Raw genomic sequence first — 20,523 nt, forward strand, 5'->3', positions numbered from 1 at the left:
AATGAACTATAGAACCATAGTTGATTCATTCAGATAGTCTTAGAGGAGGATATAAGTCCCTATCAAACTTTTTCGAGTCAATAACGGCTTAAAATGCTGTTGACATTATGATTCTTTCTCGGTTTTTTATGAATGTTTCTTTACAAATCTGCTTAATGCTGGAGTAATTCTGCGAACAAATTGCTTCATAGATTAACTTATTTAATTGATTTGCAGAGTAATGCTTTTGGTTTGGGGTTAATTTCCAATTAACCATAGCCATTCTCACAAATTTATCTTTCAACGAATCCATGAATTCTAGCATTGTTTTATTGTTTGCAGATGAAATCATACACCGAGTAAAAAGAAGATGGTATTGAATATACTTATAATAGTCATCATTCTTTTCTGCATCAAGTTGCAGGTCTAAATACATTTTTAATTTATCAAGATCGAAGCTGTGGCCCCTTGCCTCTACCTCATCAACAGAAAACTCTTGCAAAAAAAAGATTACTTGCGAAATGTCCAGCAATTCTTTCATAGAAATCTCTTTCACAATAATTCCACGGTTTTTAATAGATGTGACAAATCCCTCTGACTCTAAACGGGAGATTGCGCCTCTAATAGGGGTACGGCTCATATTTAGTTCTTTTGCTAATACATTTTCCGATAGAAGCAGACCTGGCATATAATTAGCAGTAATTAAATTTTCACGGATTGTCGTATAAGCTATGTCAACAAGTGAGTTTTTGGTCATTTTACAATTCCTTTCAAAAACAGAATTACACACACTAATTCTAAATTACCCTACAGTTATCCGCAAGAACAATTGCCCTTACATCGCGGGATAATGGAAAGTAACTATCCTCTATTATATTTACCTCACAATTGGTCTATCATATATTAAATTGCTTAAACATCATAAGGATAGTGTTCTTCTTCATTTCCAACATAGAGAGAACAAAAAAAGAAGTGCTATAACACTTCTCCTTCTACCTTATAAATATCTCTATAATGCAACAGTTTCACCTACATTTAAAAAACGTCCCTTCACTCGCTCAATTACATCCTGCCCCACACCTTTTGCCAGCAAATAGTGTCCAACACTTTGATAAGTATGAAGGATGTACTCATAGGCTCTTATAATATAGTCTCGATTTGAATACATGTACTCCTTTGGAATATTTCCATTCGGATTTTCGATCTGTTGAATAGACTCCAAATTCGTGTAGGTTACTTCATAATTTGAGACAATATCTTTCTTTTCCACTCCTGCCAAGCCTAGCAGCAGCATCGCTAAGATCCCTGTACGATCTTTTCCGGCCGCGCAATGAAAGACGATGCAGCCTTCTTCCGCTTGGTCAATTACATCAAAAATTCTCTTTACCGAATCGTTGTTTTGCTCCAATAAATCTATATAAAAATCTCCCATTGAAATCTCATACGAAGATAGAGTAATATCTGAAACCAGTTCGGTAATAAACGGGATGTTATGATATTTACAAAAATCCTCTTCTCCAAGTGGGTTTTTATGAGTTTCGATTTCATCTACTCCCCGCAGATCAATGACGGTTTTCACCCCGTACTCTTTTAAAAAGATGATGTCTTCTCGAGTGAGCTTGCTCATATCACTTGACCTTAAAAAGGAGTGCCACTTAGTTTGTTGCCCATATTCAGTACTGTATCCACCTAGCTCCCGACAGTTTTCTACACTATTAATCGGCAAGCGTACCCAATTTAATTTTGCATTTTTCATCATCTTAGTATCCTCCTACAATCAACTGTTCCCAAATTTAATATTATTTTTAATCTTCGTCATCACCAGTTCAAGCACAACCATGAGTAAACAAATCATAATGACAATTGTCGTTGTTTGTGCATAATTATACGTATTTATCGCTTGTGTCAATAAAAGACCAATCCCGCCGACCCCGATGATTCCTAAACCGATGGATTCAGAAACATTGGATTCAAAGCAAACGGTTATCCAAGCCACAAAAGCGGTAATACAAAGCGGAATCAATCCGTGATAAACAATTTTAAACCAAGAAGCCCCTGTTGACTTCATCGCTTCAATAATCTCGCCGCCCGTCTCTTCTATACTCCCTGTAAAAGTTTTGACAAGGTAGCCGACAGCAGAGATCAAAATGGCAACAAAGCCTGACACATTACCAAAACCTAGACTCGCGATCACCATTAATCCCCATACCAATGAAGGGACGGAACGAATGATGGCGAAAAACCCTTTTATAAAAATCGCTAAATATCGATTCGGTGCAATATTTGATGCTGCTAAAAAACTTAAAAACATGGCTAAAAAAACAGCCACAACCAATGTTAACAAAGCCAATGCTAAACTGGTCACAATATTCAAAAGAGCATCAGGAACAATTGAAAAATCCACAGCCATCATTCGACTTAAGACGTCGGGAACATTTTCTAACCGTTCATAAAATTTTTGTATATCTAAGTTGATAAGCTTCAAAGCTGCAATAAACACCGCACCCAATATAAGAACAAGAAGAATCGACTTGCCAACACTTCCTTTTGACGTGACTCGAATGTGCTCCATTATGTCTTCAATCTCCTTACTTTCATTAAACGAAACGTTTACGAATCGAATTGGTTACTAACTCTGTTAATAAAATAATCGCGACGACTACGGCAATAATCGTAATCGCTTCTCCGTATTTGAACAAATTAATATTTGTATCAATTAAGACGCCTATACCTCCTGCCCCAACAAGACCTAAAACCGCGGACGCTCTGACATTAATTTCAAAAGCAAATAACGTCCAATTAATCAAAGCTGGAACAAACTGAGGGATGACTCCATGAAACAAGATTTGAAAATAAGAGGAACCATTCGCCCGTAACGCCTCAAGCTTGTCTCCAGAAATTTCATCGATCGATTCTGCATAACTTTTACTTAAAAATCCGATGGTTACAAGAATCAACGCCAAAACGCCAACAATCCCGCCTATACCGAAAATATAAACCAATAATGCTCCCCAAATAATAAAAGGGATATTCCGTAATATTGATACAAAACCGCGGGTAATCACCCGCAATGATTTAAACTTATTCGTATTTTCCGAGATTAAAATCCCGAAAATAAACGCAATAATCGTAGAAATATAGGTTGAGATGATCGCATAACCGAGCGTATCGACCACTGCTGGTATATATTGTTCTAAATTCTCCGCATTTGGAGGAAAGAACTTTTCAAAGAAAAACATAACAAAGCTTGGTAAGCCCATGAGCATCTCTATAAAGGAAATCTCTAAATAAAAAACGGAAAAAATCAACACGGCAAAGATGGCAGCAACAACGGCAATAGTTTTTTTAGGATCTCTTTGATCGAGTGGGATCTTATGAATGGTTTTGTTATTCATCATTTTGTCCCACCGCCAATTGCATTGACTGCGTTCCGCTTTCTTCCTGAAGCGTCATTTGCGATTCTTTTCCTTCATAGATATCTCGAATCATTTCATCCGTTAAATGGGATGGTGCTCCATCAAAAACAACCGACCCTTTTTTGATCCCGATAATTCGTGTAGCATACTTTTTGGCGTAGTCCACTTGATGGAGATTCACAATACAGGTTAATTTCTTTTCTTGAGAAATCGTATGAAGCTGCTGCATCACTATATTGGCAGAAAGCGGATCTAGTGATGCGATCGGCTCGTCCGCAAGCAGAAGTTTTGGTCTCTGCAAGATTGCTCGACAAATTCCAACCCGCTGCATCTGTCCTCCAGAAAGCTCATCAGCTCGTTTATAAATTTGGTCTTGAAGACCCACTTTTTTCAGCAGTTCAACAGCTTCTTGCTTATCTTTATGAGAATAGAGTCCAAGCAAACTCTTGTATAAAGGAATGCTGCTTAATTGCCCATGTAGAACATTTTTAATGACATTCGTTCTTCCAACCAAGTTATAATGCTGGAATATCATTCCAATTTTTGATCTTTCTTTCCTCAACTTCCGCCCATTCAGCTTTTCCAGATGCTGTCCATCAAATATAATTTCCCCTTCGGACGGATCCACAAGGCGATTGATACATCGGATAAAGGTTGACTTTCCAGCACCAGACGGACCGATGACAACGATAAATTCACCTGGGTAGAAATCTAAAGAAATGCCATTCAAAGCACAGTATCTTTACCATAGACCTTCACTAAATTTTTTATTGTTAATAATGGGTTCATTTTGCTTCTTCCTCTAAAGCATTAATGGCATCAAGCATTTCAATTGTAGGATCATAATAATTTTGTTCAGTCGCTACAAAACGTGCCTTTGGATCATTATGGACGGCTTCAAAATATTTCTCATCTTCAAATGATACGAACGCATCTCTTAAGGCCTTTTTAAAATCTTCTGGTAAATTCTCGCGAATAATATAAGAAGCATCAGGGATATCATCTGTACGTCCGATAATTTTAAATTCATCTTCCTTAATCGTTCCTGCCTCAATCATACTATCCAGCTGACCAATAGCCACTGCCGCTGCATCAAAGTCACCCATCTTTACACCCATGACACTATTTGCGTGGGATTCGGAAAAAGTAACATTTTCAAAAAAGTAGCCAGACTGCTCAATTAAATCAGGATCCAGGTCAAACTCTTGAACTAGGGTTCCCTTTGGATAAAGATAGCCTGAGGAAGAAGCAGCATTTACAAACGCAAAGTTCTTTCCTTTTAAATCCTCCATCTTGTTGATTTCTTCATTATCCTTTTTTGTAATAAAAGCAGTATAATATTCATAACCCTCTACTTGAGGAGTAACTAATATTTCTGCCCCAGCTTTTTTGTCTGCTTGGTAATAGCTCATTGGACTAGCAAACATAATATCTAAATTCCCGCTTGCTAGAGCTTCAATTCCAACAGCGTAGCTGCCGCCTTCAAACTCTTTCACTTCAATTCCTAATTCTTCAGAAAGGTGATCTCTCAATGCTGTATGCATAGAAGCAGCATTTGGATTGTTTTCATTTGGCATTTGCACCAAGGTAAGTTCTTCTGGCCACCCCTTGTTTGCTGAATCAGCTGAAGCAGAGGATGATGAATTCGCTCCATTCCCACACGCTGCCAAAGTGGATACAAGTCCTAATGTTAGAAAGAATTTTGATAATTTTTTCATCATTTTGTATGTCTCCTTCATAGAGTTAATTAAAATAATTAAATGAATAACTTGCTTGGTACTTTGGTTGAACTAAAAATTTTAAAACATCATTCATTGAACCATTAGCAACCCTACTAATTCCTTCTCACCTAATTAAAAAAGATTGGATTTCATTTCACCTCACGTAGTATTCAACTTGTATACAACTAATAATATAAAGATAGAATGTTAAGAGAGTTTTTTTCAGACGTAAAGATTAGGTAAATAATTGTAAAGAGAAAAAAGTTTCTTCCTAATGAAACGCTCTACAACGAATTGAAATTTAAATTAATATTTATCATACACGTCAACAAGTAAAACATTATTACTGACAATTTAATGCATCAGAATTCTCATTCAGTGATAAAACAAAAGGGTTTTAAATCAGGTATTAACATGGAAAAAAGACTCATTCTTCTTTGAACGAGTCTTTTTTCATGTAGATTTACTTACTGTGTTAATATAATCGGGCCATTTTTTGTAAGAATAATCGTATGCTCTACTTGAGCGACATAGCTTTCTTTCGTAGCATAAGTCCAGCCGTCTTCTTTTTGAAATACTTCCTCTTCCAGGTTCGAGATAAAGGGCTCAAATGCGATAACCATACCTTCCTTTAGCAGCTCATCATCAAAGGTTTCATTATAATTATAAATATGATCAGGTGCTTCATGGATTGTACGGCCCACACCATGTCCTGTCAGGTTTTTGATTACTGTTAGTCCATGCTGTTTAGCCGTTTGGAAAACAGCTTTACCTATTCTGCTTTTTTTGGAGCCAGGTTTGGCATTTTTGAGACCTGCTTCAAATGCTAGTTGTGCTACTTCACATACTTTCTTGCTGATTTCTTCCCCTTCTCCTACGACAAAGGAAATACCTGTATCTGCAAAATAACCGTTCTTTGAACCAGAAACATCTATATTGACAAGATCCCCTTCTATAATTACCCGTTTTCCAGGAATGCCATGTGCCACTTCATCGTTGACGCTAATGCATGTATAACCTGGAAAATTGTATTCCCCTTTAGGAGCAGAAATAGCACCGGACTTTTCGAAAAGCTCTCCGGCAATTTCATCAAGCTCCTTCGTAGTAATACCAGGAACTGTTCTTTGCACTAATTCATCCCTAATGCTGGCAACAATTTTGCCTATTTCTTTCAAACCGCTAAAATCTTCTTCTGTTTTTGCAATCATTGTTTCCTACCTCATTCTTCAAAAATATATATTAATTGTACCTTTCTTCTAAGATCAATCCAAGCAATGAATACTTCACAAAGAAATAAGAGAAAGAAAGGGATTCATTTAAGAGTGTGAACAGACGAAATCAAAGCGTGAATCCTCTAAGAATCCACGCCTAAAAAATCATAAGTCGTTAATAGACTAAATTTTATTTTTTACCTCTTCTCTTAGTGATTCTAATATATTTTCTGATAAGTTCGCAGGTAATGAAGTTCCGTTTTTAAAAATCCAGGAGTTTAGGATTTCAAGATCTGACTTCTTAAACGTAATACTGTGAACATCATTGTTCAGGGTAAAATCTACTGTTACCGTTTCTTCTCCATCAAACTTGTCATCAATAATCATGTCTGTTATATAGTACGGCTTCAACATGCTTTCTCCTTTATCATTCTTTTATAATGTTTAGAATGAACCATCTAACAATGTTTATTCACATTAAAGGTAATAATAAAGAAAAGACTTTATTCTATAGAGGAAAACTAGAAGATCCGATATATAATTCCTTTATGATCTTACGGTGGTGGAGTTCATGACCGGCAAGAATATATACGAGGGCACGGACAGTAACCTCAGAGTTTAAAGCGATCCCTTTTCTTACCCAATCCTTTGATTGTAAGCTCTTCAGTAAATACAAAGTTGCTTTTCGAGAAGCAGCAAAATGGGCTAAAAGATCTTCTATCGACTGTTTATCAAACTCTGCATGTTGAATGTAAACATCCTTATCATACCTAGGTAGGGGAACCGGCTCACCTCTTGCAGTACAAAGAAGGGTGTACGTTAAAATCCGTTCTGTATCGATCAAGTGACCAATCAATTCTTTAATGCTCCATTTTTCAGGAGAGTATCGAAATAACCCTTGTGAATCTGTCAGTTCGCTAAGCAAGATGTCAGTTTCCTTATGTTGCTGCTCTAATTGCTGAACGATATCCCCGTTTGGAACAAGTTCTAAGTATTTTTCAAAATAAGCATCATATTCACTTACTATTGGCCTTTCTTTCATATTATCATTCCTATCATGAGAAAATTTTTTTGACCATATGTGATTTATTTAGGTTGCTTTAGCCCAAACAACTGTCTCAAAATCAAAGGACCACCCTTCTCGAAATCTAGGATCCTGATACCTGAAAGATTCGCGAGCTAACTATGTAGAAAATTCCCTTCATCAACACTCCCTCCTTTTAATAAGAATTCTCATAAACTATGTTACTATCATATGGAAAATTTCTCATTAAAAAAGCATAAAAATAAAGGCTGTCTCAAGAAGGATTAGAACCTCTCAAAACAGCCTTCATTGTATGTTCCCTATTAATTAGTTCCAATAGAATAAATATCTCTTCTCCATCATCATTTATTTATGAAGCATGTTTTCGCATGCTTTTCATAATAAAGCTTACGATGAATACCAATATAATGGCACCGATTAACGCAGGGATGATGTAAAATCCGCCAGCTTCAGGCCCCCATTGACCGAGGATGAATGATCCGAGCCATGCTCCAATAAATCCTGCTACAATATTTCCAATCACACCGCCTGGAACATCACGTCCTGCAATCAATCCTGCTAACCAGCCAATAATACCTCCAATAATTAATGCCCAAAGAAATCCCATTTTTAACACTCCTTTTATTGAGTTTTTTATTAATGGTGTTTGATCTTTATTTACCCCTCCATAGAAAACCTAAACTATTATTCTCCTATTTTTTATCATCATCAAATATCATTGAATCTCTTTTTCTAATGCCTCCTCAATGTCAGGTTTATGTCCAAAGAAATAAAGCCGGTCTCCTGATTGAAACTGCTCCTCTGCTATGTTTTTCCGAATTCTAACATCCCCTCTTTTAATCATTAAAATAACAAAATCAGAGAATTCGTGATCTTCCATGATTTGATTAACCGTGTTATTGATAAGCGGAGAATCTGCCTTAATCTGGTATTCTACTAATTGACCATCAATATCTTTTAACGTTACTTCTCTTATTGGTAAAGGAAATGATGATTCCTCTTTCTCCTCTTTATGTTCAAGTTTATTTACCAGGTATTTTTGCAAAACTGGCAGTTTTAAAATACTTAAAACAATTATTAATGACACGGCGATATAAATAATGGAACTTGTTCTTAAATCATCCTCGAATAAACTGCTAACCGAAGAAATAATAACTGCCAAAGAAAAGGCGCCAAATAAAATAAGGAAAACACCAAGCTTTCTACGAAATGGATGGGATAGGATAAATTCGGATTCACCTGTGGTATAACCTGTCCCTGTCATCATGGAAATGACTTGAAACCTTGACACTTTCTTTTTTAGACCTGTTAATTGAAATAAAATAACATGGATTTCAATGACTGTCATAATAATCGCAAAATAAATGAGTAAAAATAATAGAGTCAACCTGTTCACCTCTTTTTGCTCTTAACATAAAAATAGTTGGGGCATTAAGAGCCCCAACCAAATTATTAAACCTTTACTGCTTCTTCTCATCGTAAAATTTCACCGAGTACATTGCACCCTCACTCACCATCTTGTTATCTTCAATATCTTGCGGGTCTGGATGTCCTCCCTTTTCAACAGGTAGGTTATCACACTTGTCAATTGCTGAAGGTTTTATCTTCCTCTTCAATTCTCTAAATGTATTTTCCAATTTAATTCTATTTGGTTTTGATGATACCCATAGGACAAGAGAAGTTCCCATTCCAACAGCAACAATTGATTTCATACCTAGCATTCTTTTCATTACTACCACTCCTCTTTTAATTGAATTTTTTTTCAGAAAAAGCTGTAATTACTTGTCCTATATACCCTTTTAAAAAGGATTCAAACATTTCAATTAAAATAAAAGGTTTCAAAGCTATCAAATACGGGCATTGTTTTGGTAAATCACATAAAAAAATTTATTAAATAAGTAGGGATTTAGTGATGAATAAGTGGAAATGGTATCAATATAATAAAAATGAATTAGAAAAAATAAAGCAATCTGAACATAAAAATGAAATCCTCTCACAAAAGCCCTGGCTAGATAAAATAAAGATGAATGATACAAATTACTTGGAGATTAGCCACGCTGTGAATGGTGCTTTTACCCTTAAAGGTTCTCTCGTTTATGACCAAAATTTTCATGATGAAAGAGAATATAAAATATTTCAATTTTTTTTAACACAGGATAAGCTTGTAACAGTTGATTTAGATTTGTCATTATTTAAACATGCTAACATCGAACAAATGTTGCGAAAAATAGCAAAAGCGGATAAACCAATTGATGGGTTTTTATTTATCCTTTTGGAACTATTGGCAGAATTTTTAATAAAAATTGATGATTTTGAAGATGAGTTAAGGGAACTCATTTGGAAAATTCATAAAAAAAATAAAACGAGTATTTTAGAAGATATTTATAAACGCCGCCATGACTTGCTTGTTTGGAGCAACTTGCTTATCCCTTTAAAGGAGCTAATCATGGGAATCGAAGAGGCATGTCATGAGATATTGAATGATAATAAAACCTATGCTCTTACAGCTAAACGAATAAAAAGAGCTCTGTATTTAATCGATGAATATGAGCATGAAATTCATTCAATCATAACATTGGAAGAAGTAATCTCCACCCACCGCGGAAATGAGATTATGAAAACCTTAACGGTTATGACAGCTATTTTTACTCCTGCCATGGCATGGGGGGCAATTTGGGGGATGAATTTTAAGTTCATGCCTGAACTGGAATGGAAGTATGGATACTTCATTTCGATCATCATCATTGCATTATCCATGATTGCTGTATATATCTACCTTAAAATGAAAGGATGGACAGGAGATCTGTTAAAGGGGAAGAAAAAAGGGAAATTTTTCAAATAAATGGAAGGGCTGACTATAGATCAGCCCTGATTAGCATCCCTATTCGTATTATCTGTTATACCACTTCGTGTAAATGCCTGCGAATCTTAGCAGCTGTTTTCGTTGGGTTATCCATCGCAAACACGACATACCGATATTTCGAATGACCTTCAAGTGTGATAATGACCACTGGTTCTTTACGTTCAAACGAAAGAAAATACCATTCATCTCCATATTTAAAGCTGCCTTCATAAATATTCAATGGAGCAATGGAGGTTCCTGGCGCTCTAATCATCCATTTAGGAGCTTCAAAATCACTTACTAAAACCTCTTTAATTGTTGAATATGGCATGGTTACTTTCCTTCTGATAGCGAAAAATCTTGTTATTCCTGTCAGTTTTAATGTTAGCTCTTGTTGACCAAAATGGATTTCTCTTCCCACCATTTCCCTCCTCTCATTTTCCATTTATATTAAGAGTAGTTCTTTTAATTGTACAGCTAGAATAATAAATAATATTTGAAGGCTTTACTACATCTGGGGTGCTTCCATCCCCATAAGGGCCCATTCTTCTTTTGAAGGACCGTATAGACCCGGTACATTTAATCCTGCTTGCCTCATGAGGACTGTCATTTGTCCGCGATGATGTGTTTGATGCTGAAGCAAAAACAATAACAGTGTTCCTTTTGTCATTTTCATTTGTCCATAAAAGTCAATAACATCATTCAAACTTTCATCCATCCATTGCGTTTTGATGGCTTCGACAAATGCGGCACTTGCTTGTTGATAGCTTTCCGCTATATATGATGCGGAACTTGGTACCGGAAAGTCCTTAGCAGGGGCTTCAAATGTTAAATCAGACTGAGATGATATAATTTTAATCGCTGAAACCGTGTGCCAGGCAAGCCGGCCTAAATCCCAGTTATCCGGAGTTATTTGTTGTTTTAGTGACTCATCTGTAAGGTTATTTAATACCTTCTGAGTCTGTGCAGCTTCATAATTCCATGATTGCAGAAATCGCTCTTTCGTTTGGAACATTTTAATCATCCTCCTTTATTTTTAATCATTAATCTATTCTTTAATCGCTTCCTATTTCCTTCCAAATAGGAAAGATTTACTTCGCTGAAATGATAACTCTGCTATCCTGCAATTTTACCTTTATCAATAAACTCAGTCCTAAAAAAAGGAGAAGCCCTGTAGCTAGCAGAAATTCTTACCAGCAGTACCGGACTTCTGTTATGTAGATAAGAAAGGTTATTCTGTCCATAAAGTTCCGGTAAGTCTCGCTTTATTATTCATCTTCTGGTTGACTTCCCTCTTTTTTTCTTAAGTAGTTTAGGAAGTTCGTTTTATCTTCAAGCTCTCTTTCTAAGTAGCCGAGATAAGCAAAAAGTAAGCTTATATCTTTTGATAATTCCCCATCCTGATGGATATATTTCTCTCGAATTTTCTTTACTTCTCTTTTGACAATCCATCTATCATCTTTGTCATCTTTTTCAACAATATCAAAATACTCAACCTGTGTGTCAGGAATCAGCTCAATCCCCATAAACCGTTTCGCCGCATTTTTATTAATCATATACACAAATTTTTCCGCTTCCAGCTCTGATAGTGCATCCGGATGTATTTTAATTGATTTCGGAATAACATCCTGATTGACAATAAACTCTTTTAATTGATCGACAACCTTCATTTCCTTGCCCCCATTCAATAGATCGATTCAACATCACTTATAGTACAACCTATTCAATAGGGACAGAAAAAAGTACCTTGCTATGTTCTTATTCTTTTTATAAAAAGAACTTATTAATTGGCTGTTTCGTAAACTTTGTTGCCATATACTCAGTAGTTAGAAGCGTTCCGAATTCTATCTACTTATATTACAAAGTCTTTTTCAATGTTGAATGTGAGAACTGACTTTTAGCTGCCCTTAAAGATCGAACTGCTTCCATACTTGTTCATACACTTTTTTTAAAGGAATATTATGAAGCTTTGCAATTTGTTTACAATCTTCATATTCTGGTGCGCGTTGGATAACTTGTCCGTTAAAGATACCTTCTTTAACTGTCACCGTTCCCCATTTTGTTGGTACTTTTCTAAATATTCGTTCTACCCGGTGAACTGTTAAAGGGTAATAACGGATACCAAGTGTTGTTGTTTCCTTAAACAAAATTTCTTTCATTATGTTTATCTTTTCACGGGAACAGAGTAACTGCAGTAAAATTCCCGGTCTATTTTTTTTCATATAAATAGGTGTATAAAATACATCATTTGCACCGGATTCAAATAACAAATCCATGACATAGCCAAGCCATTCTCCTGGAGTATCATCAAGATTTACTTCCATTTTTATCATTTGATCATCAATATGTTCATCATTTGGAGGAGGTTGTGAAACCATCTTGCAAACACCTCTCATTCTGTATAGTAGGAAAAAGCCATTATCAGTATGGTGACAATGGCCGACTTCCTTTATTACTCTTCACCAATAATGACACGAAGCACATTTGGCCGGTCTTTAAACGTTTTTGTTCCTGCACCGTATCCAATTGAGGTTACCTTTATTGAAGGAAGAGTACAAAATTCTTCTGCAAGTACTGCTGCAATTGCGGCACCTGTTGGTGTTGTTAGCTCAAAATTTACCTCACTTTGTGCAATTGGAATCCCCTTTAACATTTCTAATGTCGCAGGCGCTGGAACTGGATAAATTCCATGATCAATATGGATTTTTCCTGTGCCAACCGGAATAGAAGATGATTTCACCTTTTGAATTCCCAATTGATGAATTAAGATGGCCGTTCCAACGATGTCAATAATCGAATCAACTGCCCCTACCTCATGAAAATGTACATTTTCTAATGGCAAGCCATGAATATGACCTTCCGCCTCACCAATCTTCTTAAAGATTTGTAATGCTGTCTCTTTTACCTCATTCGATAATCCTGATGACTCAATCATTTTTACAATATCACGGTATGAACGGTGGTGATGATCATGTCCATGATGGTGGTCATGGCCGTGATGGTGATCATGCTCATGATGGTCGTCATGACCATGATGGTGGTCATGTCCATGATGGTGGTCATGTCCATGATGGTGGTCATGTCCATGATGGTGGTCATGTCCATGATGGTGGTCATGCTCATGATGGTGATCATGTCCATTATGGTGAGTATGCTCATGATAGTCGTCATGCTCATGATGGTGGTCATGGTCATGTTGGTGGTCATGGTCATGTTGGTGGTCATGGTCATGAGCTTGGTGTAGGTTCTCATCTGTTAACAACACATCAAATTTCGTGCTTGTAATGCCGTTCTTAACAATTTTCTTCCAATGCAACTCATATTCATCTTCAATGTTTAACTTCTTTAATTCCTCTACTAATACATTTGGATCTGCACCGGCATCAATGAGAGCACCAATAACCATGTCCCCACTTATTCCTGAAAAGCAATCAAAATATAGTACCTTCATTTTTCAATAGCCCCTTTTTGCGCTAATTGGTATATTAATACAGCGTTATATGCAGCTCCAAAACCATTATCAATATTAACGACACTAATACCAGATGCACATGAATTTAACATCGTTAACAATGCAGACAGTCCATTGAAATTTGCACCGTAGCCAACACTTGTCGGAACAGCTAAGACGGGATGGGAAACCAGTCCGCCGACAACGCTTGGCAGGGCACCTTCCATTCCTGCTACTACAACAGAAACAGTGGCTTGTTGGATTTCTTCAATATGATCAAAGAGTCGATGAATTCCAGCAACACCTACGTCGTAAAATCGGCGAACCTCACATCCTAAAGCTTCCGCTGTAACAGCTGCTTCCTCGGCAACCCTTAAATCAGAAGTTCCAGCACAAACAATTGCTATATAGCCGTTTGTTGATTTTTTAAGCTTACCTATTTTCCTCCAATAGAGAATTTGTGCTGTTTCCTTATAAATAAAATCTGGATATTCACTTATAATAAATTCAGCCTTATCTTTTGAAATACGTGTGACTAGCACATCATGGTCTTTTGATCTTATCGCTTTAATAATAGAAAGAATCTGTTGTACTGTTTTCCCTTCCCCATAGATCACTTCTGGGAACCCTTGACGGTTTTTTCGGTGATGATCAACCTTCGCAAAGCCTAAATTTTCATAAGTAGCTAATTGCTCCTTTGCTTCAGCAACACTTAATGTACCGTTTTGGACTTGCTTTAATATCTCTTCCATCATATTTACCACTCACCTTAATAACTAAAGATCTTCCTTTATACCGTTTAACCAATTAAAAGTATTTCGCAATATCTCTAGATAAATTCTCATATTTTGAATAAAGTGCTGTATAAATTTCATGGTTCTTCATATTTGGACGAATAGGCTCTCCCATTGGTATATTCTTTTTAATTTCCTCAAAAGAATTGACCTTTCCTATTCCGATTAGTGCTGTCCATGCAGCTCCCCAGGCTGCACTATGATGACTTTCTGAAATGCAAACTTCTTTTCCAAACATATCCGCTAACATTTGCAACCATAATGGAGATCTGGACAATCCGCCATTCACATAAATTTTTTCCGGTTTACCAGCTAATTCTTCTAACGCTTGTCCAATTTGATATAGATTAAAGGTAATACCCTCTAACACAGCACGAACAAAATGTTCTTTTTTATGGGTAATAGTCATCCCATAAAAATTTCCTTTTGCCTCTTGATTCCATAAAGGTGCCCTTTCACCATTTATATAAGGGAGAAAAAGCATTCCTTCGGCACCGGGTGCAACATCTTCCGCAATGGCCGTGAATTCATCGAAACTGCCTTGATCGTTCAGGAGTTCTTTCAACCATTGCAAGGCAATACCGCCATTATTTGTCGGCCCCCCTATGATGGAAAAATCTTCAGTAAATGCATAGCAAAAGGTTTCATGTCTGTCAGTAATTTGAAAACCTTTTGTAAATTGTCTAATGGCACCACTAGTTCCAGCAGTTATTGCAACTTCACCTGGAGAAATAGCGCCAATTCCTAGATTAGCAAATTGGCCGTCAGCTGCCCCAATTACAAATGGCATTTCATTTGAAATTCCCATTTTTTCAGCAACATCTTCTTTTATTCTTGTTAATAGCTCTGTTGGCGGCACAACTTTTGAAAGCTGTTCTTTTTTAATTCCTGCAAGAGCGATGATTTCATCATCCCATTGAAATGTTTTTGCGTTAAATAAGCCTGTTGCCGCTGCCATTGAATAATCGATTACTCTTTGATCAAACCATTTTAAAAGAATGAATTCCTTTATAGATAAGAAATATGTTGCTTTTAAATAAGGATCATACTCTGTTTCTTTCATCCATAATAACTTTGATAATGGAGACATAGGATGATTTGGCAACCCAGTTTTTGAGTAGATTTCGATTCCATTTGTATCCTTTAATTTTTCTGCTTGTTCACTGCTTCTCCCATCAGACCAAATAAGCGCCTGTGATAATGGTTCCCCATTTTCATCCACACAAATAAGTGAGTGCATGGCGGAAGAAAACCCAATCGCTAAAGCTTCACTTTTCTGTATATTTGCTTGCTCTAATGCATCTCTAACAGCTTGGACAGCCTTTTGCTCAATTTCAGCTGGATTTTGCTCCACCCATCCCCTTTTCGGGTAATAAGTTGTGATTGGTATATCTGCTTCTGAAATTACTTTTCCATTTAACTGAAAAACAACAGCTTTAACACTCGTTGTTCCTAAATCTAGCCCAATAACATATTGTTGTGACACGATTTCATCTTCCTTTTCAAATAAGTATTCATAACAGCAAACGTTTACACAGAAAAAGCCTTGGAGAAATCCCAAAGCCTTTTCTATTAAGAAAGAACCTTATTCATACTACCACTCTTATATCCTATTAAATCTAACGTGATATATTTATATCCGTACTTTGTAAGTTCTTTAGAAATGGATTCATGATTTTCTAATACGATTTTCATATCATTTGGTTCTACTTCAATTCTCGCAATCTCTTGGTGGGTTCTGACACGAACTTGCCGAATTTGAAGTGATTTTATATAAGCTTCTGCTTTTTCCACTTTAGACAGCTTTTCAATGGTAATTTTCTCACCGTAAGCAATTCGTGAAGATAAACAAGCAAAGGAAGGCTTATTCCATGTTGGCAAATCAAATTCACGGGACAGCTCCCTAATTTCAGCTTTAAATAAATTGGCTTCTTGAAGTGGTCCGCGAATCCCCTTCTCCTTAGCCGCCTTCATTCCAGGCCGAAATTCATTTAGGTCATCAGCAATGACGCCGTATACCACATTTTTGAATCCTTCTTTTTCCATCAAAGGCAGTAAATGCTCGAACAAGCTGCTTTTACAGAAGTAACAGCGATTTTTATCGTTCTCTGTATAGCCTGGAATTTCCAATTCAGATGTTTCAATCACTTGATGATTGACCCCAATCCTTCCGGCTAATTCTTTTGCCTCTTGAAGCTCACTGGAGGGGTATGTTTCAGAATCGGCGGTAACTGCTAATACTCGGCTTTTTCCAAGGGTATCTACTGCCGCTTTTAATAAGAAAGTACTATCCACCCCGCCGGAAAATGCAACAACAACCGAGTCCATTTCTTGGAGAATCGACACTAGTTTTTGATATTTCTCATGTATCATGGTCTTCTCCTTTCTTACATCTATTATTGTCATTACTCATCGTTTATATTTCCATATTCAATTCGATAGAATCAGATCGTCATACTGCCAAAACCGCCGTCAACAGGGATGAGAGCCCCGGTTACAAAGCTTGAAGCCTTTTCTGAAGACAGCCAAACAGCTGCTCCTTGTAGTTCATCCGGGCTGCCGAAACGTTTCATCGGTGTATGGTTCATAATCGATTCGATTCTTTCTTCACTTAAGATTTTTCGGTTTTGTTCCGCAGGGAAAAAGCCAGGTATAATTGCATTAACCCGAATACCATGTGGAGCAAATTCACGTGCTAAATACTGTGTCATGCTATTCACTCCAGCTTTTGATACGGAATACGTAAATACTTTTGATAGGGGAGTTGTTGAAGAAACAGACGATATATTAATTATACTGCCTTTTCTTTCCTGCTCAATCATTTTCTTTGCGAAAATTTGGCAGGAGACCATCATTCCTTTTAAGTTTACATCCATGATATCATCCCATTCATCCTCACCTAGCTCAAAAAACGGTGTGGTACTGTTTTTACCAGGTGCATTTAAGAGAATATCAAATCCTCCTGACCACTTTTCAATTTGGTCAGCAGCATTCTCTAATGATTCCCTTTTGCTGACATCAGCTTGAAACGCTTTTGCTGTTCCTCCTGCTTCTTCAATTTCCTGAACAACTTGAATTGCTTTTTCAAGATTTCGGCCGACGATAGCTATTTTTGCCCCGTGAGCAGCCATCCCTTTTGCAATAGATGATCCTAATACACTATTTCCTCCGATGGCAACAGCTGTTTTTCCAGTTAAATCAAATAAGCTACTCAAATTTAATTCCCCTCTTTCTTCTATAATTCAAGGATTCAGACAGACTGATCAAATTCAAAATAAATTCCCATTTTCATCAAAGGATAGATCATATAGGTCTGAGACTTGCTCCAATTCCGGATGTTTTGCAATATGATCAAGCAAGCTTTCAGACACTTCAATTTCCGCTATATCTAATGTATTTTTAATACGCACCATTTTAACCTTCGTAAAATCTAAAATATTGCAGGTTTTAATTGCAGCTTTTATGGCATCCCGATCATTCGCTAAGGTTGTTGCAATTTTAGTTGGTGCACATACTGTCGACGTTAAACCGTTTGCATAGGTAACTTCCCTGTCCATCTTGTCAACAAGGCGTTGTGTTGTAAAATCGGCTGGAAGTGAATAATAATAAGCGTTTCGCTTCCTCAATCCGCAGCTCGGTTAAATAATCAACAAACTTTTTGTTAAGCTGCTGCTTAAATAGTTGACTGAGGTAGCTTGGATTCATATGAACCCGCTCTGCTGCTTCTTTAAGGGTTATTTCATTAAGTGGTGTATTGTTTAAATAATGCAAAACCTGATCGATTGTTGAAGTTGGAAGATCTTCGTACATCATGTCCTCTCTTTTCTCCTCTTCACCTTTTCGCTTATCTAACCACTTTTCTAAACAAAGTTTTAGATCATTTTCCTCTATCGGTTTTAGAAGATAATCAGTTACTCCGCTCCGGATTGCATGTTGGACAAATTGGAATTCATCATGAACACTAATAATGATCGTATCCTGGTCTTTTTTAAATTGTCGTAATTCCTTAATAAACGTAAGTCCATCCATTACAGGCATACTAACATCTGTAAAAATCAAATCTATTTCATTTTGCTTCATCCAATCGAGAGCCTCCAGCCCATTCTCACATTCATGTGAGATGTGAAACGGGAGATTCAATTGATTAATGGTCCATTTAAGAGTTGTACGAACCCATTTTTCATCATCTACCAGTAAGATGCTGAACATTTGACTCCTCCTCTAACTCAACAATTGGCATGCGAATCTTTACTGCTGTACCTCTTCCATTAAAGGTATCCAGCTGTATCCCATATTCTGATCCAAAAGATTTAACAATCCTTTGGTGAACATTAATAATTCCAATACTTGTTCCGCCATTTGTTATTTCTCTATGTTCAAGATTAAAAAGAATGTTTCGAAGTTCTTCTTCAGAGATGCCGACACCTGTGTCCCTCACTTCAATCATGAAAGAAGATTCAGAATCTTTATAAACGATTATGGAGATCTTGATCATAGTAGAAGCTGACCGTATCCCATGCAAAAAACAGTTTTCCAAAATCGGCTGCAAAGTAAATTTGAGTACGGTTAAGTTCTTCGCCCACTGTGGTATATCACTTTCGTATTCAAAGCGATTGCCAAAACGAAATTTCTGGATTTGTAAGTACATTTCACTAAATTTTAATTCCTCTTGTAATGTAACTGTTGGTGAAGCATTTCGCAAATTATAGCGCAGCAGCTTCCCAAGTGAAGAGGACATGGTTGCAATATGTTCCTGATTTTCTTCAAGAGCCATTCCCCTTATTGTTTCCAATGAATTATATAAAAAGTGAGGATTGATTTGCGACTGTAAGACCTGCAACTCAATTTCTTTTTGTCGCAATGACATTTCCGTTTCTCTTAATTTAGCAAAATACACTTCCTCAAACAGGTCTGATAATTTTTGCACCATGTTATTAAAACCTTTAGATAATTGCCCAATTTCATCGTTTGTTTCAATTTTTACCCGTGAATCAAGCTTACCCACCTCAACCTCTTTCATAAAAAAATGAAGCCGTTTGATTGGCCTCAAAAGCCCTTTCGCAAATGCAAATCCTAATACATAGGCAACAATTAATGAAATAACAATCGTCCAAAAAATAGTTCGCCGGATCAGGATCGTCCCTTTTGTCACATCTTTATAAGGATTTGCTGTAAAAAAAGTCCATCCAAGATCGTTCGAAACCGTATACGTAACAAAATCTTTCCGATCATTTTTCAGCAGGATAGACCCGCTTGTTTCAGAGGGCAAATGAAGTAATTCTCTCAATTTTACTTTTTCACCAAGAATAGCTGAATTAGGATGATAAACATAATGACCTTTTGAATCTAGAATAAAAAAATACCCATTATTGCCTGGAGTGACCTTATCAGAAAATTCCCGTATCCTTCGAAAATTAATATCGATAATTAGCATGCCCACAGGTTGTAATGTTTTCGGGTTATATAATCGTCTAATAAGAGAGATCACTGGTTCTTCCTTATCTTTTAATGAAAGAGTCCGGCTAACGAGAATTGCTAAACCATTATGAGGAACTGAGGAATACCAATATTCATTCTTTATTTTATAAGCAGGATAATAATTTCTATTTCCTAGTAAATCAATGAACCTGGATTGGTTATCCAGATAGACCGTAATATTTGATATATCTGGTCTTGAATAGTGTGCATCTTTTAAAACCTTATGGACCGCTTCCCTGATTTCGCCATTTTCATCCTCTTCCTGTGACTGTAATGTGCTAAACTTACTGATATCAGGCGAGTTAACAATCTTAAGACTTGTTAAATCAAAATCTCTTATATAATACTCAATCCTAGCTTCTACTTGTTCAATTACTTGCAGATTATAATGCGTTGCCTCCTCTTTCAGCTCGACGGAAGAGATATAATAAGAAATGAGGCCCACAGTAACAATTGGGAGTATAACGATAAAACTAGAGAATAGAAAAAGCTTTGTCATAAAAGAATAATTTTTATATTGTAAGATTGTACTAAGAAAGCTAGATAACTTTTTCATCCCTCTTTTAGTTCCTCCCCTCCATCTTTA

Annotated in this window: 23 protein-coding genes and 2 pseudogenes; 1 reads left to right on the forward strand and 24 read right to left on the reverse strand. The window is 36.5% G+C overall.

Annotation, left to right across the window (positions count from 1 at the left end; all coding sequences use genetic code 11):
• Nucleotides 1-88: 88 nt before the first annotated feature.
• The 12 genes and pseudogenes from Q1B07_RS04835 to Q1B07_RS04890 form a co-directional block, all read right to left on the reverse strand.
• A complete protein-coding gene (locus Q1B07_RS04835; RefSeq protein WP_299089038.1) occupies nucleotides 89-736 on the reverse strand; it encodes a GntR family transcriptional regulator in 648 nt (215 codons plus the stop codon).
• 252 nt (nucleotides 737-988) lie between these two features.
• Nucleotides 989-1,738, reverse strand: coding sequence for a tyrosine-protein phosphatase (locus Q1B07_RS04840; protein ID WP_299089037.1), 750 nt, complete (start codon nucleotides 1,736-1,738; stop codon nucleotides 989-991).
• Between the two features lie 18 nt (nucleotides 1,739-1,756).
• On the reverse strand, nucleotides 1,757-2,551 hold the full coding sequence (locus Q1B07_RS04845) for an ABC transporter permease (protein WP_299089036.1): 795 nt from the start codon (nucleotides 2,549-2,551) through the stop codon (nucleotides 1,757-1,759).
• Between the two features lie 25 nt (nucleotides 2,552-2,576).
• Complete coding sequence (gene phnE, locus Q1B07_RS04850; RefSeq protein WP_299089035.1) at nucleotides 2,577-3,377, reverse strand: phosphonate ABC transporter, permease protein PhnE; 801 nt, start codon at nucleotides 3,375-3,377, stop codon at nucleotides 2,577-2,579.
• On the reverse strand, nucleotides 3,367-4,125 hold the full coding sequence (phnC, locus tag Q1B07_RS04855; RefSeq protein ID WP_366945137.1) for a phosphonate ABC transporter ATP-binding protein: 759 nt from the start codon (nucleotides 4,123-4,125) through the stop codon (nucleotides 3,367-3,369). Before phnC ends, phnE begins: the two co-directional genes overlap by 11 nt.
• 55 nt (nucleotides 4,126-4,180) lie before the next feature.
• Nucleotides 4,181-5,116: a phosphate/phosphite/phosphonate ABC transporter substrate-binding protein gene (locus Q1B07_RS04860; RefSeq protein ID WP_299089034.1), complete on the reverse strand. Its 936-nt coding sequence runs from the start codon at nucleotides 5,114-5,116 to the stop codon at nucleotides 4,181-4,183.
• 467 nt (nucleotides 5,117-5,583) lie between these two features.
• Nucleotides 5,584-6,324 (reverse strand): type I methionyl aminopeptidase, encoded by a 741-nt coding sequence (gene map / locus Q1B07_RS04865; RefSeq protein WP_299089033.1) that lies wholly within the window; start codon nucleotides 6,322-6,324, stop codon nucleotides 5,584-5,586.
• A gap of 186 nt (nucleotides 6,325-6,510) precedes the next feature.
• On the reverse strand, nucleotides 6,511-6,741 hold the full coding sequence (locus Q1B07_RS04870) for a hypothetical protein (protein ID WP_299089032.1): 231 nt from the start codon (nucleotides 6,739-6,741) through the stop codon (nucleotides 6,511-6,513).
• A 94-nt stretch (nucleotides 6,742-6,835) separates the two neighbouring features.
• Nucleotides 6,836-7,369: a DinB family protein gene (locus tag Q1B07_RS04875; protein ID WP_299089031.1), complete on the reverse strand. Its 534-nt coding sequence runs from the start codon at nucleotides 7,367-7,369 to the stop codon at nucleotides 6,836-6,838.
• A 352-nt stretch (nucleotides 7,370-7,721) separates the two neighbouring features.
• Nucleotides 7,722-7,979 carry a GlsB/YeaQ/YmgE family stress response membrane protein gene (locus tag Q1B07_RS04880; protein WP_299089030.1) on the reverse strand — a complete coding sequence of 86 codons (258 nt, stop codon included), beginning with the start codon at nucleotides 7,977-7,979 and terminating at the stop codon, nucleotides 7,722-7,724.
• Between the two features lie 108 nt (nucleotides 7,980-8,087).
• Nucleotides 8,088-8,759: a TrkA C-terminal domain-containing protein gene (locus tag Q1B07_RS04885; protein ID WP_299089029.1), complete on the reverse strand. Its 672-nt coding sequence runs from the start codon at nucleotides 8,757-8,759 to the stop codon at nucleotides 8,088-8,090.
• A gap of 73 nt (nucleotides 8,760-8,832) precedes the next feature.
• Nucleotides 8,833-8,940 (reverse strand): annotated as a pseudogene (locus tag Q1B07_RS04890) (hypothetical protein); the annotation flags it as partial.
• 344 nt (nucleotides 8,941-9,284) lie between these two features.
• Here Q1B07_RS04890 and Q1B07_RS04895 point away from each other — a divergent pair.
• A complete protein-coding gene (locus Q1B07_RS04895) occupies nucleotides 9,285-10,214 on the forward strand; it encodes a magnesium transporter CorA family protein (protein ID WP_299089028.1) in 930 nt (309 codons plus the stop codon).
• Between the two features lie 55 nt (nucleotides 10,215-10,269).
• On the opposite strand, the gene Q1B07_RS04900 is transcribed toward Q1B07_RS04895, so the two are convergent.
• The 12 genes and pseudogenes from Q1B07_RS04900 to Q1B07_RS04955 form a co-directional block, all read right to left on the reverse strand.
• Entirely contained in the window at nucleotides 10,270-10,635 is a 366-nt protein-coding gene (locus Q1B07_RS04900; RefSeq protein WP_299089027.1) for a hypothetical protein, read from the reverse strand.
• An 87-nt stretch (nucleotides 10,636-10,722) separates the two neighbouring features.
• Complete coding sequence (locus Q1B07_RS04905; protein WP_299089026.1) at nucleotides 10,723-11,229, reverse strand: DinB family protein; 507 nt, start codon at nucleotides 11,227-11,229, stop codon at nucleotides 10,723-10,725.
• Between the two features lie 253 nt (nucleotides 11,230-11,482).
• Nucleotides 11,483-11,884, reverse strand: a complete 402-nt coding sequence (locus tag Q1B07_RS04910) for a hypothetical protein (RefSeq protein WP_299089024.1) — start codon at nucleotides 11,882-11,884, stop codon at nucleotides 11,483-11,485.
• A gap of 237 nt (nucleotides 11,885-12,121) precedes the next feature.
• A complete protein-coding gene (gene larC, locus Q1B07_RS04915) occupies nucleotides 12,122-12,592 on the reverse strand; it encodes a nickel insertion protein (RefSeq protein WP_299089023.1) in 471 nt (156 codons plus the stop codon).
• 74 nt (nucleotides 12,593-12,666) lie between these two features.
• Complete coding sequence (locus Q1B07_RS04920) at nucleotides 12,667-13,665, reverse strand: LarC family nickel insertion protein (protein WP_299089022.1); 999 nt, start codon at nucleotides 13,663-13,665, stop codon at nucleotides 12,667-12,669.
• Entirely contained in the window at nucleotides 13,662-14,420 is a 759-nt protein-coding gene (gene larB / locus Q1B07_RS04925) for a nickel pincer cofactor biosynthesis protein LarB (RefSeq protein ID WP_299089021.1), read from the reverse strand. Before larB ends, Q1B07_RS04920 begins: the two co-directional genes overlap by 4 nt.
• 52 nt (nucleotides 14,421-14,472) lie before the next feature.
• On the reverse strand, nucleotides 14,473-15,945 hold the full coding sequence (locus Q1B07_RS04930) for a gluconokinase (protein WP_299089020.1): 1,473 nt from the start codon (nucleotides 15,943-15,945) through the stop codon (nucleotides 14,473-14,475).
• Nucleotides 15,946-16,031: 86 nt separating this feature from the next.
• Nucleotides 16,032-16,832: an ATP-dependent sacrificial sulfur transferase LarE gene (gene larE / locus Q1B07_RS04935; protein WP_299089018.1), complete on the reverse strand. Its 801-nt coding sequence runs from the start codon at nucleotides 16,830-16,832 to the stop codon at nucleotides 16,032-16,034.
• 71 nt (nucleotides 16,833-16,903) lie between these two features.
• Nucleotides 16,904-17,674: an SDR family oxidoreductase gene (locus Q1B07_RS04940; protein WP_299089017.1), complete on the reverse strand. Its 771-nt coding sequence runs from the start codon at nucleotides 17,672-17,674 to the stop codon at nucleotides 16,904-16,906.
• 54 nt (nucleotides 17,675-17,728) lie between these two features.
• Nucleotides 17,729-18,049 (reverse strand): annotated as a pseudogene (locus Q1B07_RS04945) (hypothetical protein); the annotation flags it as partial.
• On the reverse strand, nucleotides 18,021-18,668 hold the full coding sequence (locus Q1B07_RS04950) for a response regulator (RefSeq protein WP_299089015.1): 648 nt from the start codon (nucleotides 18,666-18,668) through the stop codon (nucleotides 18,021-18,023). The pseudogene Q1B07_RS04945 and the gene Q1B07_RS04950, both read right to left, overlap by 29 nt.
• Nucleotides 18,643-20,493 carry a histidine kinase gene (locus Q1B07_RS04955; protein WP_299089013.1) on the reverse strand — a complete coding sequence of 617 codons (1,851 nt, stop codon included), beginning with the start codon at nucleotides 20,491-20,493 and terminating at the stop codon, nucleotides 18,643-18,645. Before Q1B07_RS04955 ends, Q1B07_RS04950 begins: the two co-directional genes overlap by 26 nt.
• Between the last annotated feature and the right edge of the window lie 30 nt (nucleotides 20,494-20,523).

The organism is uncultured Metabacillus sp., assembly GCF_947503125.1.
Taxonomy (GTDB): Bacteria; Bacillota; Bacilli; order Bacillales; family Bacillaceae; genus Metabacillus.

Excerpts from the sequence above, each read along its gene's own strand:
- Q1B07_RS04835 (WP_299089038.1), bottom strand. The coding sequence starts at position 736 with ATGACCAAAAACTCACTTGTTGACATAGCTTATACGACAATCCGTGAA.
- Q1B07_RS04840 (WP_299089037.1), bottom strand. The coding sequence starts at position 1,738 with ATGATGAAAAATGCAAAATTAAATTGGGTACGCTTGCCGATTAATAGT.
- Q1B07_RS04845 (WP_299089036.1), bottom strand. The coding sequence starts at position 2,551 with ATGGAGCACATTCGAGTCACGTCAAAAGGAAGTGTTGGCAAGTCGATT.
- phnE (WP_299089035.1), bottom strand. The coding sequence starts at position 3,377 with ATGATGAATAACAAAACCATTCATAAGATCCCACTCGATCAAAGAGAT.
- Q1B07_RS04860 (WP_299089034.1), bottom strand. The coding sequence starts at position 5,116 with ATGATGAAAAAATTATCAAAATTCTTTCTAACATTAGGACTTGTATCC.
- map (WP_299089033.1), bottom strand. The coding sequence starts at position 6,324 with ATGATTGCAAAAACAGAAGAAGATTTTAGCGGTTTGAAAGAAATAGGC.
- Q1B07_RS04870 (WP_299089032.1), bottom strand. The coding sequence starts at position 6,741 with ATGTTGAAGCCGTACTATATAACAGACATGATTATTGATGACAAGTTT.
- Q1B07_RS04875 (WP_299089031.1), bottom strand. The coding sequence starts at position 7,369 with ATGAAAGAAAGGCCAATAGTAAGTGAATATGATGCTTATTTTGAAAAA.
- Q1B07_RS04880 (WP_299089030.1), bottom strand. The coding sequence starts at position 7,979 with ATGGGATTTCTTTGGGCATTAATTATTGGAGGTATTATTGGCTGGTTA.
- Q1B07_RS04895 (WP_299089028.1), top strand. The coding sequence starts at position 9,285 with ATGAATAAGTGGAAATGGTATCAATATAATAAAAATGAATTAGAAAAA.
- Q1B07_RS04905 (WP_299089026.1), bottom strand. The coding sequence starts at position 11,229 with ATGTTCCAAACGAAAGAGCGATTTCTGCAATCATGGAATTATGAAGCT.
- Q1B07_RS04910 (WP_299089024.1), bottom strand. The coding sequence starts at position 11,884 with ATGAAGGTTGTCGATCAATTAAAAGAGTTTATTGTCAATCAGGATGTT.
- larC (WP_299089023.1), bottom strand. The coding sequence starts at position 12,592 with ATGGTTTCACAACCTCCTCCAAATGATGAACATATTGATGATCAAATG.
- Q1B07_RS04920 (WP_299089022.1), bottom strand. The coding sequence starts at position 13,665 with ATGAAGGTACTATATTTTGATTGCTTTTCAGGAATAAGTGGGGACATG.
- larB (WP_299089021.1), bottom strand. The coding sequence starts at position 14,420 with ATGATGGAAGAGATATTAAAGCAAGTCCAAAACGGTACATTAAGTGTT.
- larE (WP_299089018.1), bottom strand. The coding sequence starts at position 16,832 with ATGATACATGAGAAATATCAAAAACTAGTGTCGATTCTCCAAGAAATG.
- Q1B07_RS04950 (WP_299089015.1), bottom strand. The coding sequence starts at position 18,668 with ATGTTCAGCATCTTACTGGTAGATGATGAAAAATGGGTTCGTACAACT.
- Q1B07_RS04955 (WP_299089013.1), bottom strand. The coding sequence starts at position 20,493 with ATGAAAAAGTTATCTAGCTTTCTTAGTACAATCTTACAATATAAAAAT.